At 57.3% G+C, this 16,152-nt stretch carries 14 protein-coding genes; all 14 read right to left on the reverse strand.

Translation table 11 applies throughout. The features are described 5' to 3' along the window. Positions 1–14: 14 nt before the first annotated feature. The 14 genes from A2273_00955 to A2273_01020 all read right to left on the reverse strand — a co-directional run bounded on the left by A2273_00955 (position 15) and on the right by A2273_01020 (position 16,005). A complete protein-coding gene (locus A2273_00955) occupies positions 15–950 on the reverse strand; it encodes a hypothetical protein (GenBank protein ID OGF06809.1) in 936 nt (311 codons plus the stop codon). Beyond that, entirely contained in the window at positions 947–1,660 is a 714-nt protein-coding gene (locus tag A2273_00960; protein OGF06810.1) for a hypothetical protein, read from the reverse strand. Before A2273_00960 ends, A2273_00955 begins: the two co-directional genes overlap by 4 nt. After that, on the reverse strand, positions 1,657–3,369 hold the full coding sequence (locus tag A2273_00965) for a hypothetical protein (GenBank protein ID OGF06811.1): 1,713 nt from the start codon (positions 3,367–3,369) through the stop codon (positions 1,657–1,659). The genes A2273_00960 and A2273_00965 overlap by 4 nt, the downstream gene beginning before the upstream one ends. Then, entirely contained in the window at positions 3,366–3,740 is a 375-nt protein-coding gene (locus A2273_00970) for a hypothetical protein (GenBank protein ID OGF06812.1), read from the reverse strand. Before A2273_00970 ends, A2273_00965 begins: the two co-directional genes overlap by 4 nt. Before the next feature lie 4 nt (positions 3,741–3,744). Continuing rightward, positions 3,745–5,505, reverse strand: coding sequence for a hypothetical protein (locus tag A2273_00975; GenBank protein OGF06813.1), 1,761 nt, complete (start codon positions 5,503–5,505; stop codon positions 3,745–3,747). Further along, positions 5,495–7,519, reverse strand: coding sequence for a hypothetical protein (locus tag A2273_00980; protein OGF06814.1), 2,025 nt, complete (start codon positions 7,517–7,519; stop codon positions 5,495–5,497). Before A2273_00980 ends, A2273_00975 begins: the two co-directional genes overlap by 11 nt. 59 nt (positions 7,520–7,578) lie before the next feature. Further along, on the reverse strand, positions 7,579–8,016 hold the full coding sequence (locus A2273_00985) for a hypothetical protein (GenBank protein ID OGF06815.1): 438 nt from the start codon (positions 8,014–8,016) through the stop codon (positions 7,579–7,581). Beyond that, positions 8,017–8,871, reverse strand: coding sequence for a hypothetical protein (locus A2273_00990; protein ID OGF06816.1), 855 nt, complete (start codon positions 8,869–8,871; stop codon positions 8,017–8,019). Positions 8,872–8,920: 49 nt separating this feature from the next. Continuing rightward, positions 8,921–9,967, reverse strand: coding sequence for a hypothetical protein (locus tag A2273_00995; protein ID OGF06957.1), 1,047 nt, complete (start codon positions 9,965–9,967; stop codon positions 8,921–8,923). An 840-nt stretch (positions 9,968–10,807) separates the two neighbouring features. Next, the gene (locus A2273_01000; protein OGF06817.1) at positions 10,808–11,302 is read right to left on the reverse strand and encodes a hypothetical protein; all 495 of its coding nucleotides are present in this window, start codon (positions 11,300–11,302) and stop codon (positions 10,808–10,810) included. Between the two features lie 263 nt (positions 11,303–11,565). Next, on the reverse strand, positions 11,566–12,369 hold the full coding sequence (locus A2273_01005) for a hypothetical protein (GenBank protein ID OGF06958.1): 804 nt from the start codon (positions 12,367–12,369) through the stop codon (positions 11,566–11,568). Between the two features lies 1 nt (position 12,370). Next, on the reverse strand, positions 12,371–13,990 hold the full coding sequence (locus tag A2273_01010; protein ID OGF06818.1) for a hypothetical protein: 1,620 nt from the start codon (positions 13,988–13,990) through the stop codon (positions 12,371–12,373). 38 nt (positions 13,991–14,028) lie between these two features. Continuing rightward, on the reverse strand, positions 14,029–15,396 hold the full coding sequence (locus tag A2273_01015) for a hypothetical protein (GenBank protein ID OGF06819.1): 1,368 nt from the start codon (positions 15,394–15,396) through the stop codon (positions 14,029–14,031). A 15-nt stretch (positions 15,397–15,411) separates the two neighbouring features. Further along, positions 15,412–16,005 (reverse strand): gliding-motility protein MglA, encoded by a 594-nt coding sequence (locus A2273_01020; protein ID OGF06820.1) that lies wholly within the window; start codon positions 16,003–16,005, stop codon positions 15,412–15,414. Between the last annotated feature and the right edge of the window lie 147 nt (positions 16,006–16,152).

Genomic DNA, 16,152 nt, shown 5'->3' on the forward strand with positions numbered 1-16,152 from the left:
ATAGTGATTCCCTTTCAAGGAGTGCTGAATTTAGCTTCGGTTCGGGCCATGTTGCCCGCGGCATCAACATTGATCACTTTCCATAGGTATTCCTGACCGCCCTCCAGGGCCGCGTCGCAATAAAGTTTTTCGGCATATGAGAGATCACGATGCCAGACTAACGTGGCGCCCTTCCATATCTCGATCCTGATATCCTCTAATACATTGTTATTCAACCAGGACAGGGTATCCGGAGGATTGAATACAGAATTGTTACCGGGGCTGATAATGGAGGGCCAGTTCAGTTCTGTGGGGACAAGAGCCACCGCGGTTTGCATCACAACTCCAGCGCTATCTAATGTTAAAGTTACGGTATCGCCTTTTTCCACGTTCGGGTCGACAACGCACCAAAAATAATTCATAGATTCCTGATCCACCGCCAGGGTTTCCTGGGGAATATAGGTCGACCCCTCAATTCTGCATCTGAAGTTATAATACGCAGACAAGACATCCCGTCCATCTGTTAGCCTTCCTGTGCACTGGGGCAGTATATATATCGGCAACTGGCCGTCCCACATAGTATAAACGGCGCAAGTCAACACCTTGGCATTATCGATCCGGGGAACGCCCTTAAGAATAAAATTATGCTTCAGACGGCCGTCGGAGGGGACCGTGATGGTGTCCGTGCGGGCATGATAATAAGAATGCTCCACGGTAAGAAAATAGGTTCTCCCGCCCTCCAGATCGATGTTGTACTGGCCGCTGCTGTTGGTGCGCACCGAGAGGTTGGCCGGCACGGCGCTTACCACCGCATTGCCGACCGCGCCTCCGCCCCAGGCCGACACCGTGCCGCTGACGCCGCTGCCGTTCACCGGGTCCAGCGGATTGTCCCGCTTGGCATCCGGCCCGCAGCCCAGGGTTGAAACCGCCAGCAGGCAAAGGGCTATGATAAAGCTGTTGTGCATTTTCATTTTGAGATGATGATATCCGCCAGGTTGTATACCCAAAATGATACTGCCAGATTGACGGTAAAATTCCGGGTCTTATACCAGCTGTTATATGTTTTATACTTGGCTTCGATGTCTCCGGGATCGGTGGCGTCCAGGTATCGCTGGTGGCTGACATAGGTCCCCAGCGCCGCCAGCCCTGTCCCGGCGGCAACCCCGGCCGCCCCCCATTTGAGGATCCTCCCTTTCCGGGGATCCCCTCGCACCGACTGGCCCCAGCCCGGCCAGAGGGATGATCGCCAGAGCCCCTGAAATTTGCCGGGCCGGCCCTTTTCGAACAGCAGGTTTGACCTGGGGTCACCAGTGGAGACGGCCCGAAAGAACTCTGCCTGGGCCCTTTTGAACACCTCTATGATCTTGGGAGAGACGAACTCCGGATTTAGCTCCAGCTTTGGTTTTACGGCCAGGATCTGCTTGAACCTTTCAATGGCGGCCGGCTCCTGACCCATGGCCACCAGGGAGAAGGCCAGATAGGTCCGGAAGTAGATGATGTCCTCCTGGGTAAACCCCGCCGTATCCTCCAGGGATCTTTCGGCGATTGCGATCACCTCCTGGAAATAACCATGCTCATAGGCTCTGATGACGGCGTTCATGGGGTTTTCCCGCTGGCCAAAGGCCCTGGCGGAAAGCAACGTGATCAAGGCCCCGATATATATGATATTTTTATTCATCATTGCAGAACGATCTGTTTTTCGGTGACCATGTCCTCGGCGATCCGGATGGTCTCTTTCCATTCCCTCCCCTCCGGGCCCACCAGCCTGAGTTCATGCTCCCCGATGGAGATCTTTATCGGCTGGCCCAGGGGGGTGGTGCCGTGTTCGGCTCCATCGATCAATACTTTGGCCCAGGGCAGGACGCTGAGTTTAAGATAGCCGAATGCTTCGGGCAGGTCCAGCGCCACCAGGGCGGTGTCTCCCGGGGTTATCTGGACATCCTGGCGGTGTTCCCGGCGGTTGGGATGGCGCAATATCAGGGCATGGCGGCCGGCATCCAGTTTTAACGGGGCCTTGATGGGCGTCCGGTCGATATAATTGCCGTCCACATACACTTCGGCCCAGGGCTTGACGGAAAACCTGAGATAGCCCGGAGACAGAACCACCGGCAGAAGATCTACCGTAATTGAAAACTTCTGGCTTTTTGCCAATGTAAATTCCGAGGTCTGGTCCTGATAGCCGGTTTGTTTCACCCTAAGCCGGTGCCGGCCGGTATCCAGGGTGTTGATGGCCAGGGGAATTTTGCCCTGATAGCGGTCGTCGATATAAACCCTGGCCCCGGTGGTGCCGGAAATATTCATCAATTGCCCCGCCTCTGGCGCCGCTATCGGTGTCGTGGCTGAGGTATCGGCCGGCACAGCGGCTGCCGGCAGGGTCCTTTTAAGGTACCGGCTTAGATATTTTATCCCGTAAAAAGCCGCGCTGAGAGCCAGGGCCGTGGCCGCAAAATATATGATCAGGCGCTTAATGAAGTAATCCCATCGTTCCTGCCGGGCCAGCTTAACGATCATTTCCTGATCGTCCTGCCGCGGCTGATAACTATCAGGATCAGCCATATACCGCGACAGGGCCTCGTTCCTGATCAGGGAATACGGCTCCAGGTCGGAGGATACCTGGGCCGATCGGGAATAGCGGCGATGCTTGTCCTTCTCCAACAGTTTAAAAACCAGGTGATCGATGCCGATCGGTATCTCCGGATCAATTTTGGCCAGCCTCCGGGGCGACAGCCTTAAGGTTCTGTCGATGCTCTGGGAATGGGTCTCCCCGGCAAAGGGGTTATCGCCGGTCAGCATCTGGTACAGCATCACGCCGGCCGCATAAAGGTCTGAGGCCTCATCGCCCTTCTGCCCCTTTATCTGCTCCGGGGCCAGATAGGCCAGGGTTCCCACAAAAGTTCCGGGATCGGTGATGGTCAGGGCCTCCTTGGCATAGGCCAGGCCGAAGTCGGTTATCTTGACCACCCCGGATTTGGTGATCATTATGTTGGCCGGTTTGATGTCCCGGTGGACAATGCCTTTTTCGTGGGCATATCCCAGCCCGCTTATCACCTGCCTGATTATGAATACCGCCACCGTCAGGGGTGCTGTTTTTACCCTGTCCAGCAGTTGTTTCAAAGAGCCGCCGTCTATGTACTCCAGCACTATGTAATATGATCCCTCAAAGACGAAATAATCGATGATATCGACAATGTTCTGATGATGCAGGCCGCCCAGGATGTTGGCCTCCCGCTCGAACCGCCTGACGAATTCGGAGTCCTGGGACAGGTGGGGATGCAGCTGCTTGATCACCACCTGCCGGCCCATCTCCCGGTGGGTTCCCAGATAGATGGTGGCCATGCCCCCGGTGGAAAGCAGTTCAACGGCCTGATATTTCCCGATGGCCTTGTTCACCCGGCGGTCCCCAGGGATTCTATCTGTGACAGGTCCAGCAGCAGGTACATCTGCGAGTCGGTCATGCCCAGGGCGTAGAACTGGGAGATCTCCTTCAGGATGGCCGGCCACACCCCCAGGGTCTGATCGTCCAGATCCACCAACCCCACGATCCGGTTCACCAGCAGCCGGATATCCCTGCCGTTCCAGGCACAGTTGATCACCCGGTCGGCCGGTCCGTCCTTGACGCCGAAAGCCTTTGGCAGGTCATACTCCTCTACCCCGGCGCGTTCGGCCCCTGGCGGGGCAGCCTCCCTCCGGCCCACCGAGTTTATATACTCGGCCGGCAGGCCCAGGTAGTGCGGCCCTATGGTAAAAGCCAGAATCCTCATTTTGCTAATCGAACTCCGAAACCAGGGTGTTCAGTTTATCGGCCGACTGCGACAGGGTTTGGGCCACGGCGGTAAGCTCCTCCATCGAGGCCGTCAGCTGCTGCACCGCAGCGGCCACCTCCTGGGTGGAGGCGGCGGTGTCGATGGCCACGGTGGAGACATCCGAAGCCAGCTTGACCACTTCGGTGGCGCTCTTGCTCTGGTTCCGGGTGGCCTCGGCTATCTGCTTGACCATGGTCCCGGCCACCGCCACGGTGCTGTTGATCACTTTAAGCGACTGCTCGGTCTGGTCCACCGTGACCTTGCTGGCGTCGATAGTGCTCCGGCTTTCGTCGATGACCTCCACGGTCCGGGCAATCTCCTTCTCCACCTCGCCGATCAGGGTGGCCACCTTCAGGGCCGAGTTGCCGGCCTCCACCGCCAGCACCCGGATCTCATCGGCCACCACCGAAAAACCCTTGCCGGCCTCGCCGGCCCGGGCCGCCTCGATGGCCGCATTCAGGGCCAGAAAATCGGTCTGCTGGGAAAGGTTGGAGATCAGGCTGACCACCACCCCGATCTCGGCCGATTTTTTCTGCAGGTCCTGCACCTTCTGGTTGGTCAGAGCCGCCGAGGTGTATATCTCGGCCATCTTGGAGACCGCCTCGAAGGTCTTCTCGGCTCCCGATTGGGAGGCATCGATGGCCTTCTGGGAGGAGACCATGGTCATCCGGCCCTGGGATTCTATCAGCTTGATGGAGGTGGAAAGCTTCTCCACCTCCTTGGCCATCTGGGTCAGCCGCTCCGACTGAACGGTGGTGCCCCGGGATATCTGCTGAACGGTGGAGGAGATCTCCTGACTGGAGGCGCTCATCTCCTGGGAGGAGGCCGCCAATTGCTGGGAGCTGGCCGCCAGGCCCGAGGCCACATTGGTGATCTCCCTGACCATCAGGCGGATCTGCCCCACAAAACTGTTATAAGCCTGGCAGAGGTCTCCCAATTCGTTGTTGCCCAGCACCGGAAGCTTCCGGGACAGGCCGCCCTTGCCCTCCGAAATATTCTGCAGTATGGAGGTCAGCAGGGACACGGTGCGGTTTATCCCTTTGGCCGTAAGAAAGGCTATGGCCAGGGTGGCCGCGATGCCCAGGATTGCCACATACCAGATGCCGGGGTATTTGGCGATGATCGACCCGAAAGTGAACGCCAGTATCATTATCACCATGAACAGGATTATCAGCCTCCAAAGTATGCTCAGGCGGTAGGAACGGCGGTATACTTTTGCGCCATCAGCGGTCCCGGCCGCCAGGGAGGAGACATAGGAGGACAGCAGGGCTTCTTCGATCAGGAATATCAGCGAGCCGGCAACCAGGCCGGTCAGAAAACCGGGCAGGATCACCTCCGCGGTGTGGACCGGGGTGACCCCGGTGCCCATCAGCATCATCAAAAAGGCGCAGGCCGGAACCCCGATGGTGAAATGTCCCAGCATATGCAGCGAGGTGGCCAGGGGGAAATTCAGAGCCCTGGTGAAGGCCTGGTCGCTATCAATTTTGTCTGATGGGCTCTGGTTGAAATAGCTTATCACCGGCTGCAGCCTTTTCCGGTTGATGATCTGTAATTCCGCGGCCAGGACCAGGGCCCAGGCCGGCCCGAAGAAGATCAGAAATTTCAGCGCGGTCGGCGGCAGGTCCACCGAATGGCCCACGAATACCAGCAATAATGGAACCCCCAGGAAAATGGCGATCACATCCGGAACGGCCAGGATCAGATTGAATTTGTTAGCTTTCATTTTCCTCCCCCTTTATCTGGAAGCTGTCCACCTGACGCTTGAGCTCCTCGGCCAGATGGGCCAGCTCTTGGGCCGAGGCGGTCATCTCCTGCATGGAAGCCATCTGCTCCTGCTGGGCGGCAGCGGTCTGCTCCATGCCCGAGGCCGCCTCCTCGGCCACCACCGCCACCTGTTCGATGGCCTTGGCGATCTTCTTTACCCCCTCCACCTGGTTGCCGGTGGCCTGGGATATCTGGGAGGCCCGGTCGGCCGATAGCTTTACCGCCTGGATGATCTGGGAAAAGGCCTGGTTGCCCTTGGCGGCAAAATCCTTGCCCTCGGCCACCTGCGCGTCGACCTGATTCATGGCCAGCACCGTCTGTTCGGTCTCGCCCTGGATCTCCTTGATCAGATCCTCGATCTCCTTGGTGGCGCCGGCCGTCCTCTCGGCCAGTTTTTTGACCTCCCCGGCCACCACCGCAAACCCCTTGCCGGCATCGCCGGCCCGGGCGGCCTCGATGGCCGCGTTAAGGGCCAGCAGGTTGGTGCGCCGGGCCACCGATGAGATCAGTTCTGTTATCCGGCCGATCTCCCCGGTGCGCTTCTCCAGATCGCTGACCACATTGGTCAGATGGGACATGGTCTGGTCTATCTTGCCCATCTGCTGTACTATGCTCATCATGGCGGCTCCCCCCTGGGAGGCCATCTCCACCGCCTGGCTGGCCGATTGGGCCGAATCCTGGGCGTTGTTGCTTACCTGCTCCACCGATGTTGAGATGTCATCGATGGCCTCCTTGGTGACCCGGACCGATGCCACCTGGGTCCCTATGCCTTGCGATATCCTCTGGACGGTGGCCGATATCTCCTGCTGGGAGGCGTTCATCTCCTGGGTGGAGGCCGCCAGTTCCTCGGAGGTGGTGGCCACCCCGTTGGCGGTATTGATGATGGTCTTGACCAGGTTCCCCAGCTTCTCCACGAAAGTGTTGAAATGCTTGGTCAGTATCCCGATATCGTCGTTGGAATGCTGTTCTATCTTGGAGGTCAGGTCGGCCGAGCCGCTGGCCATGTCTCCGATCATCCGGCTGATCATTCCCACCGGTTTGACCACCATCCGCCGGATTATGTAGCGGACCAGCAGCAGCGCCACGACGAATGTCACCAGCAGGACCAGCACCACATTGCTCAACAGCCTCTGGAACAGCTGGGTTATCACCACGGGGTCCAGGTTAAGCCGGGCCGCCTGTTTGGTCATCACCTCTAGAATGATCACCAGGATCGCCCCCATGGACAGGGTCAGGGCCGAGAACAGGACGATCACGAAGCCGCTGGTGATCTTGGACTCCAGGCTCACCTCCCGGTCTTTCTCCATGGCCTTGAACAAGGTGACCAGGGCCCAGCCGATGATGCAGGCCGGCACCAGCATGGTCAGCAGCCCGATGGTCCCCAGCTTGGAGAACAGGTAGACCCCGATGATGGAGACCGGGGCCAATACCAGATTCAGTTTCAGGTCCGACCAGGTCAGGCCGAAAACGTCCCGGGCGGTGAAAGTTCCCTCGATCAGGTGATAGGAACTGACCAGCAGATCGTTCACCAGAACATAGATCAGCAGGGCGGCCAGCAATTTCGGCAGGTTGGCCCAGCTTAAAATGCCGATCCCGCTCTGCCCGCCCAAAATGCCAAACACCCAGGCCATCGCCAGGACTGCGAATACGAACTGGCCGGGGATAAAGAACACCCTGGGCCAGGGCTTCTTCCTTTTGATCTGGTGGAAGAAAGAGGGCAGGTATATGGCCAGGATCGCCGGAACCGGGCCGAACACCAGAAAGGTAAAATAGACCACCACCAGATCCAGGGAGACGAACACCCCGCCGGGCAGGGCCACGGTGAACCACTGGCAGAGGGTCACGGTCAGCAACAGCAGCAGCATTACCCACCATTGGATGTTCAGTTCGCCCAAGTGAAGGATCAGGAGGGCCGCCCCGGCCGCCGCCACCGTCCAGGCAAACAGATTGCGCAAATTTATTCTGCTCAGCACTTTTTTATCTCCATATAAAATATATTTTCGGCCTCGATTAAGTTTGCCCTAGTTACTGCTTAAGCGATCACCTGGTATAATTCCTGGCAATTCAGGGCAAATATGATCTCATCGTTATATTCAAAGGCCCCGTCGACCGACCTGATGGTTGATGCCAGTTGGGCGTCGATCTCCATTTTGGCGCCCGCCTGCCGGGGAATGATCTCCCCCACCTCATCTGCCAGCAGCCCGATGGCCGCAGGCCCGTCCTGCAGAACGATCACCGGCCTTTGCCCCGGGGTTTCCCCTACGGCCGGCCGCCCTGGGCCGCCGTCGCCGGCAATATCCACCACCGTTATCTGGCGGCCCAGCCAGTCCATCATCCCGGCCACCGATCTGCCCAGGGCCGGCAGGCTGGTCAGCGCCGGCTGATAGACTATCTCCTTAACCCGGGACAGGTCCAGGCCGTACCAGACATCGCCCAGCCGGCACAACAGCCATTTGCCGTCCTGGTCCATTTACACCTCGTCGCTCTTCAGCAGTTCTATCTGCTCGGCGGCCTTCTTGGCCCACCAGTTGTGGGGCGAGAGCTTCAAGCATTTCTGCCATTCCTTGAGGGCCGCCCCGTACATTTTCTTTTGATAATAGACCTGCCCCAGGTGGTAGTAGGCTTCGATCAAATTGGGCCCCAGCACCGTGGCCTTGGAGAAGAAGAACATGGCATCATCCAGCATCTGCCGCTCCAAATAGACCAGGCCCAGATAATAATGGGCGTAAAGCACCGCCGGACGGTCCTTGCCGGATTTGATCACCCGGCTCAAATGCTCGATGGCCTCGCCGAAGATGCCCTTTTTGAAGGAGATGAAGCCCAGGTTATTGCGCACCGCGTCGTTGTTGGGCTCCAGCTGCAGCACCTTCAGGCATACCGCCAGCCCGTCATCGTACCTCCCCTGGTAACTGTAGGCCCAGCCCAGCAGACCCAGGGCCCGGGTGTCGTTGGGGTTCAGCTTGACGGCGTTGGACAGCGAGCCGATGGCCTTTTCAAACTCCCCGGAGCATATCTGGTTCCAGCCCTCCGCCACATAGGTGGAGCTGCCCAGGGAATCGGTGCGCATGGTCTCCACAAAGGACCTGATCATCACCTTGGACTCGTCGTCGCTGACCGCGGCCGACTTATACTGGTCGATCAGGGATTTCACCGAATCGTGCAGGGCATTCAGGTGCTTGATGCCCACCGCTATCTCCTTGTACAGCGAACGGATCTCCTGTTCCAGCCTGGCCGACTGGGCCTTGGCATCGGGGCTTTTAAGCGCCTGCTGGATGGATGCTATCTTGTCCTGAAAGTCATTCACCAGCTCCGACAATGTGGCCATAATGCACCGCCTCGTTTTTATATTACCGACAGATCTGTTTTCAATGATTTTAGCGGCAGGCCCTGACGATGGCCCCCGGGATCTGGTCCAGCGGCAGCACCTCGTCCACCGCCCCGGTCTCCACCGCCGCCTTGGGCATGCCGTAGACCACGCAGGTGGAGCGGTCCTCGGCAATGATGTGCCCGCCCCTCTTCTTCATTCCGGCCACTCCGTTGGCCCCGTCGTGCCCCATCCCGGTCAGGATCACGCCCACCGTCTCCGCCGGCGAATAAAGCGCCACCGACTCCATCATCACGTCCACCGATGGCCGGACCCCGAACCTGGGAGGGTCCTGATTTAATGTTATCCGGTCCCCGGAGGGGGACAGCTCCATGTGATATCCGGCCGGGGCCAGCAGGGCCAGCCCCCTTTCCAGGACATCGCCCTCCTGGGCCTCCCGGATCCTGATCTTGCTGCGGTTGTCCAGCCGCTCGGCCAGGGATTTGGTAAAGCCCACCGGCATGTGCTGCACCAGCAACAGGGCGGCGTTTATCTCCCGGGGCAGCTTGGGCAGTATCTCGGCCAGGGCCCGGGTGCCGCCGGTGGACGAGCCGATGGCCAGGGTCCTCATGATCCCGGTCGAGATCTTTCCCTCGAGCGCCGCCTGAGGCGGGCGCTGATTGCTTCCGGGCCTCAGCTTGGCCAGATCGACCCCGGCCGCCATCCGGATCTTCTCCACCAGCTCCTCCCGGACCTTGTCGATGTCCAGGGAGATCGAGCCGGACGGTTTGGTCACGAAGTCCACCGCCCCCAGCTCCAGAGCCAGCAGGGTGGACTCGGCCCCTTCCTTGGCGTGGGCCGAGAGCATCACCGTGGCCACCGGGGAATCGGTCATCAGCCGGGCCAGAGCCTGCAGGCCGTCCATCTTGGGCATCTCGATGTCCATGGTCACCACGTCGGGGGACAATTGGCGGACCTGCTCGATGGCCTCCAGGCCGTTCTTGGCGGAGCCCACCAGCTTGAGCCCCGGGGTGGCCTTGACGATGTCGCCCACCATGTTGCGCATCAGGGCGGAGTCGTCGACCACCAGAACTGTTATGGTGCGTAGGTCAGTCATCTTATTTTGAATATTTCTTTTTACTTTTAACAATTTTTACTGGCGAACCAACGTAAAAATGACTGTAGCCTGGGTTACCTACGCCGTATATAAAACCCTTTATTTTCCCGGATATATTTCCAACCCCATTTGGCGAATATAATGGCCCAGCATAAGGCTCTACTAATATCTGAAATTGATAATATTGTGCAATGGAAGAAGAATAATAACTTAATGGTATTTTAAATATGGTATCTACAAGAAAAGTATCAATAAAGTTTGTGCTACCATAATAATATCCCAAAGTATCAATAACATTATAATAAACATTCAACTTATACCAATCTGCCCTTTGTGCTTTTGTCCATGTGCAGTTAATGTTTTCTACGGGGATGGTATCATATTCAGCTGGGGTTAGTAAACTTGTGCCGCTTGGCACTTGTATGCACCCAGAACCAGTGTCAGAATCAGCTATTATTGTAACAGTTACTGTTGTATCATCAAAATAATGAACACAACCAGAATAGAAATACATCTGTCCATTACTTAAATAAGAAAACAACGTTTGACTTTGGGTGCCCCAACTCATCGTAACTGAAGTACTAGATGGATCCACAATTGGATCAGAGTATAATATACCATTTTGGGTTGGTGCTTTTAACCAACAATAAAAAACTTTTGGATTGTTAACATAAAAAGTATCAATAATACTAACTGGATTTTTTTCTTTACTACAGCCAATAAATAAAAACACTACCGATAAAATCAAAGCATATTTCTTCATACGACAAACTATCCGTTTTACTTGAAATCTTTATTACTCTACTGCTATTATAGATGCAGACAGTTTGAAATCCATTCTCACAGTTCTTTCATCCCGGCCTTGAAGGAGTGCACCACCACCGTGCCCGATGAGGTTAAAAACTCCACCGACCGGCCGTAGTCGGCCCCGGTATCCTCGGCCACGACGGGGATACCGTAATTGTTCAGCTCCTGCTTGGCCTGCAGGGTGTTCCTCTGCCCGATGTTGCTGTAGCTGGTCTTCCCCGAATTGAGCAGTTTGGAGAACATATTGGCCCCGCCCACCAGCTTGCTGACCATCCGTATCCTTGAGCAGCCCATCCCCTCCAGAGACTGGATCAGCTCCTTGAGGGCGGTGGTGACGAACTTGGCCGGATTGCTCTGGTTGCGGGCCAGATCGGGTTCGGGCAGCATCACATGGGCCAATCCGCCGGTCTTCATCTGGGGGTCGTAGATGATGATGGCCAGACAGGAGCCCAGTCCGTGGGTGGTTATTATAGCCGGACTCCGGGCTGTCTTATAATCGGCTATTTTCACTATCAGCTGGTCGGACAAGCTTCACCCCTTTTCATATTGCTCGGAGCACATATTAGTGAACATTTCTTTTAATTACCGTATTACATTGGTTCATGATGCCATACCTGCGAAGCTTGTCCTCGCGGAGGCGGGGAGCAGGCATCCAGTGGTTGTCTGTGGATTCCCGCCGGAGTTTATCCCGCACATGATGCGGGGCGGGAATGACACAAACACTCTATCAAACATTTATCGCTGATAATGGTGTGCCTGCTATCATCCGCACCTATAAATAAGCCAGGAAATTATTTTACGGCCCGGTAGATCCTTTCTTTGACGTCGAACGAGGCGAAGGTGTCCTTCATCTGTCCGAACATATTCTCCACCTTGCCCAGCACCAGAAAACCGCCGGCCCGCAGGGCCTGGGCGAACTTGTAGAAGATATCCTCCTGGGTCTGCCGGGAAAAATATATCAGCACGTTGCGGCAGAATATCAGGTCCAATTCGCTGTGGGGATACCGGGAGAAAAGGTCCAGTTTGTCAAATTTCACCATATCCTTTATCTGGGGGGAGATATGATACTTGTCGTTCCGGACCTCGAAATATTTTCCCGCCAGATTCTGGGGGATCTCATCCATGCTGGATCGGGGATAGATGCCGGCCTGGGCCTTCTCCAATATCCGGAGGTCGATGTCCGTGGCGTAGATGTTGCAGTCCATGGCCAGACCCCGGGCCTGGGAGAATTCGCGCCACATGATGGCCAGCGAATAGGGCTCCTCCCCGGAGGAGCATCCCGCGCTCCAGATACGGACCGGGCTGCTTTTGCTCTCCTCCAGGATTATCGGCAGGACCCTGTCAAAGACCGCCAGGTAGGTCTCGGCGTTGCGATAGAATTTGGTTACGTTGATGGTCAGGGCGTCCAGAAGTTTGATGTATTCCCCGGGGTCATCCTTCAGCTTCTGCCGGTATTCCTCATAACTGCTCACCTGGCAGGACCTCATCCTGACCGCCAGCCTTCTTTTAAGGGGACGCTCCTTGTACTGCCGGATATCAAAACCGCTGTCAGCCAGAATCTTACTGGCCAGCGCCACCAACTCCGGATCATTTATATTACTTGGCGAAAGCATTCTTATCCATCAGGGCCAGGTTTCGCTTCACCATCTGGTTCTCGGGGTCGGCCGCCAGAGCCTTCTGCCACCACTTCACCGCCAGGTCCTTCTGGCCCTGCTTAAGATACAGGTTGCCCAGCCGGGCCATATCCTGGGGTTCCAGGATGTCAAGCTCGGCCATCCGGTTGAGGGTTTCGATGGATTGCGCTATCATGGCGTTCTTGTAATACAGCTCCAGCAGATTGCGCAGTGCGATCCGGTCATCAGGCCGGGCCTTCAGCGCCGCGCTGTAGTACCTCTCGGCCTCCTCATCCTGCCCCTTGGCCTGCATCAGAGCGCCCAGGTTGTTCTGCAGGACGTGATTGGGTTTATTGCTGTTTTCTATGGAGCTCCACAGCTTGTATGCCTGCTCGGGGTCGTTGCCCTTCAGGGCTATCAACCCCGCCAGGAAAGCGGCCAGCAGGGGCTTGTCGGTCGCCGGGTCGATCCGGTCCAGCTGTTCCCGGGCGGAATCATTTTCATCATCCCCGCAAAAAAGATAGGCCAGGTTGACCCGGGGCATCGCCTTCTCGGGCGCCAGTTCGACGGCCCTGCGGTACTGCCTGGCGGCGTCCTCCCGCTCCCCCATCAATTCCAGGCTCAGGCCCAGGTTATTATAGGCCGCGGATTTTTTGGACTCCACCGCTATGGCCTCCAAAAATTCGGTGGCCGCTTCGGCGTACTCCGCCTTCCGGAAATGGATCAGCCCCAGATAGAACCGGGCTTCGTAATGGTCCGGCCTGATCTCGATGATCCGGCGGTATTCCCTGGTGGCCTCGTCGTACATCTGGGTGCGGTAGAAGGCCATCCCCAGGTTTCCGTGGTCGTCGATGATGTTAAGGTTCCAGGAGGCGGCCTGTTTGCTTTTCTCGGATCCCCGCTTGGCCAGCCCGGCCAGCAGCAGCCCGTAGACTATCTTGGAGGTCAGGAACTCGCCCAGGGCTGATGTTTCCATGATCTCGGCCAGCGAGCGGTACCCGTCGATCAACGACAGCACCTGCTTCTCCTCGCTGTTGAGATTCAGCTCCTCCTGTTTGGCCAGGTCCATCATCACCCGCTCCAGCACCGTCTGGGGGGTGGGCAGTTTCTTCTCCAGGGTCCGCCATTCGTCGACCCGCCTGGCCTCCTCCAGCAGCAGATTCATGGCATCCAGAGAGACCAGGATGGTCTCGCCCTCGGGCAGCGAATCCGGCTCGAAGAAGAACTCTCCTTCGTTCCATCGCAGCAGGAAGAAGATGGTGTCCTCGATCTGGCCCGAGACATCGGCCTCGATATCCGGCTGTTTGATCAGGCCCATCTCCAGCAGGATCCCCCCCAGCCGCCTGGTTCCCCCCTCCTGCTGCTGCAGGGCCAGGGCATCCTGCAGATTCTGGGAGGTTATCAGGCCCCGGGAGAACAGCCTGTCGCCCAGGCGGTCCGGCCGGTTCAGCAGGTTGGCAAAACAGATCTTGCCCTGGCTGAAAAAAATGCTGCCGAAATTACTGCCATCGGTGACCTTCAGGCAACCGGTCTTGCGCCCCACTGCCAACAGCTGCAGAACATCGGGCAGGCTCACTTCTTTGAATGATCCTTTTATGGCCATAGCTTACGGCACTTTTTATAGAATTCAGTTTTCATTTGCTAAGCATCTTCCATCAGCCGCTCCACCAAGAACGGCCAGGTCTCTTCGATGATCCCCAGATGGGCCGGGGCCGGCTCGGACTTCCCCTTCCCATCCTCAACCTCCTGGCTGAGAGAGGCGACCTTGTTAAGGGCCGGCTTCTCCCCGGCCGGCGAAGCCGGCAGGGGCCGGGGCGGGATGGCTTCGGGGGGCGGCTCCGGTTTTTTGACCGAGGGGGCGGCCTCCGGAGCGGTCTTTGGAGAGCTTAATTTCTGGGCCAGCGATCTTATCGCCACCTCCAGATCCTCGGCCTTGTCGGGGTCGAACATCAGGTTCTCGATCTTCTCCATCTGCTCCGGGGTGGCCCTGGCTGACAGCGGGCCGAATTCCTGCTGCAGGTTGATCAGTTTTTCTATGTTGCGGGTATACTCCTCGTAAGCTTCGGTGACGATGGATATGTCCTGCTCCAGGATCTTCTCTATGTTGAAGGTATTGAAGCCTTTCATTTTCCAGATGAACAGCTTCTCCTTGTATCCCTGGCGCAGCTGGTCGGCATCCTGCTGCTCGTCGATCAGGGCGGTGACCTTGTGATCCAGTCCGGAGATGAAATCTCCGAACTCCCCGACCGGACTGTCGCCGGCCGGCGGCTGGGACAGAACCAAGGGATCCGGTTCCGCCTGGGCCTGAGGGGTCTGCAACGGGGGCAGGGCCTCGTCCACCACCGCCTTGGTCAGCGGCCCTTCGGTCAGCGAGGCGTACAGCAGCACCTTGTTGAGGGCCCCCTCCAGCTCCCTGATGTTGGAGGGAACCCGGGAGGCTATGATCAGCGCGGTCTCGTCCGATAGGGCCACCCCCCGGTCACGGCTCTTGCGGGAGATGATCAGGCTCTTCTCGTTGACGTCCACTTCCTTCAGCCCGATGATCAGGCCGCCCAGCAGGCGGGAGAGCAGCTTCTGGTCTATGCTCTCGATCTTCTGGGGCGTGATATCGGTGGTGACTATTATCTGGCGGCCAGAGCCCACCATCCGGTCGAACAGGGGAAGCAGGCGGATCTGCATCTTACTGTCCGCCAGCCCCAGGTGAAGGTCGTCAAAAAGCAGCAGGTCCGATTTCTCGGCGGCGACCAGATCCTCCAGCGACATCTGGCTGCCGTTGAGGAAGACCAGGTTCCAGCCGGGCTGGGCCAGGGCCACCGCATTGCCGATGGCCTGCATCAGATGGGTCTTGCCCAGCCCCACCCCGCCGTGGATCAGCAGGGGGTTGTATACGTTGCCTGGGTTCTCGGCCACCTTGCGGGCGGCGGCAAAGGCCAGCCGGTTGCTGGGCCCGGTAACGAAATTATCGAACTGATAAACGCTCTTTAATATGTGGGGCTTTCCTTCGGTCATTGGGCTTCCTTGAGTTTATCTTCGGTATTTGGCGCTGAGCGACTGCAGCACCAGGGCGGAGACGGCCTTGAGGGTGTCGAACACCCCGGCTCCGGTGGTGGCCACCGCTTCGTAATGGGGAACCTTTCTTGAATTCAGGGCGTGGTCCATTTCGGCCACCGGGACTATGTTCGGCATGTCCCTTTTGTTGTATTGCATCACCATGGGCACTTTGTTGATGTCCATTCCCAGTATGCCCAGATTGTCCCGCAGATTGGCCAGGCTCTCCAGGTTCTCCTGCCACAGATCCACCTGGGAGTCGGCCACGAATACTATCCCGTCGGCCCCCTGCAGCACCAGCTTCCGGGTGGAGTTGTAGAACACCTGGCCGGGAACGGTGTACAGCTGGACCCGGGTCTTGTACCCGGCAATGTCCCCCAGCTCCAGAGGCAGGAAGTCGAAGAACAGCGTCCGGTCCTTCTCGGTGGCCAGGCTGACCATGGAGCTGCGTTTGATATCCGGGATCTTGCTGTAGATGTACTGCAGATTGGTGGTCTTGCCGCAGCGGCCCGGACCGTAATAGACGATCTTGCAGGTGATCTCTTTTGATGAATAGTTAATTAAAGACATTTAAGGTAAATATTATCGATTTCTGATTTATTTTCTCTGCGTCTCCGCAGTTATTAATGAGGGCTCTATCTAAGTTTCGTTTTTATTAGGAATCCATGAAATCATGAATACTATAAACCAGGGAAACCCCGATTGATTCCTGCAATT

Source organism: Candidatus Edwardsbacteria bacterium RifOxyA12_full_54_48 (genome assembly GCA_001777915.1).
Taxonomy (GTDB): Bacteria; Edwardsbacteria; AC1; order AC1; family EtOH8; genus UBA2226.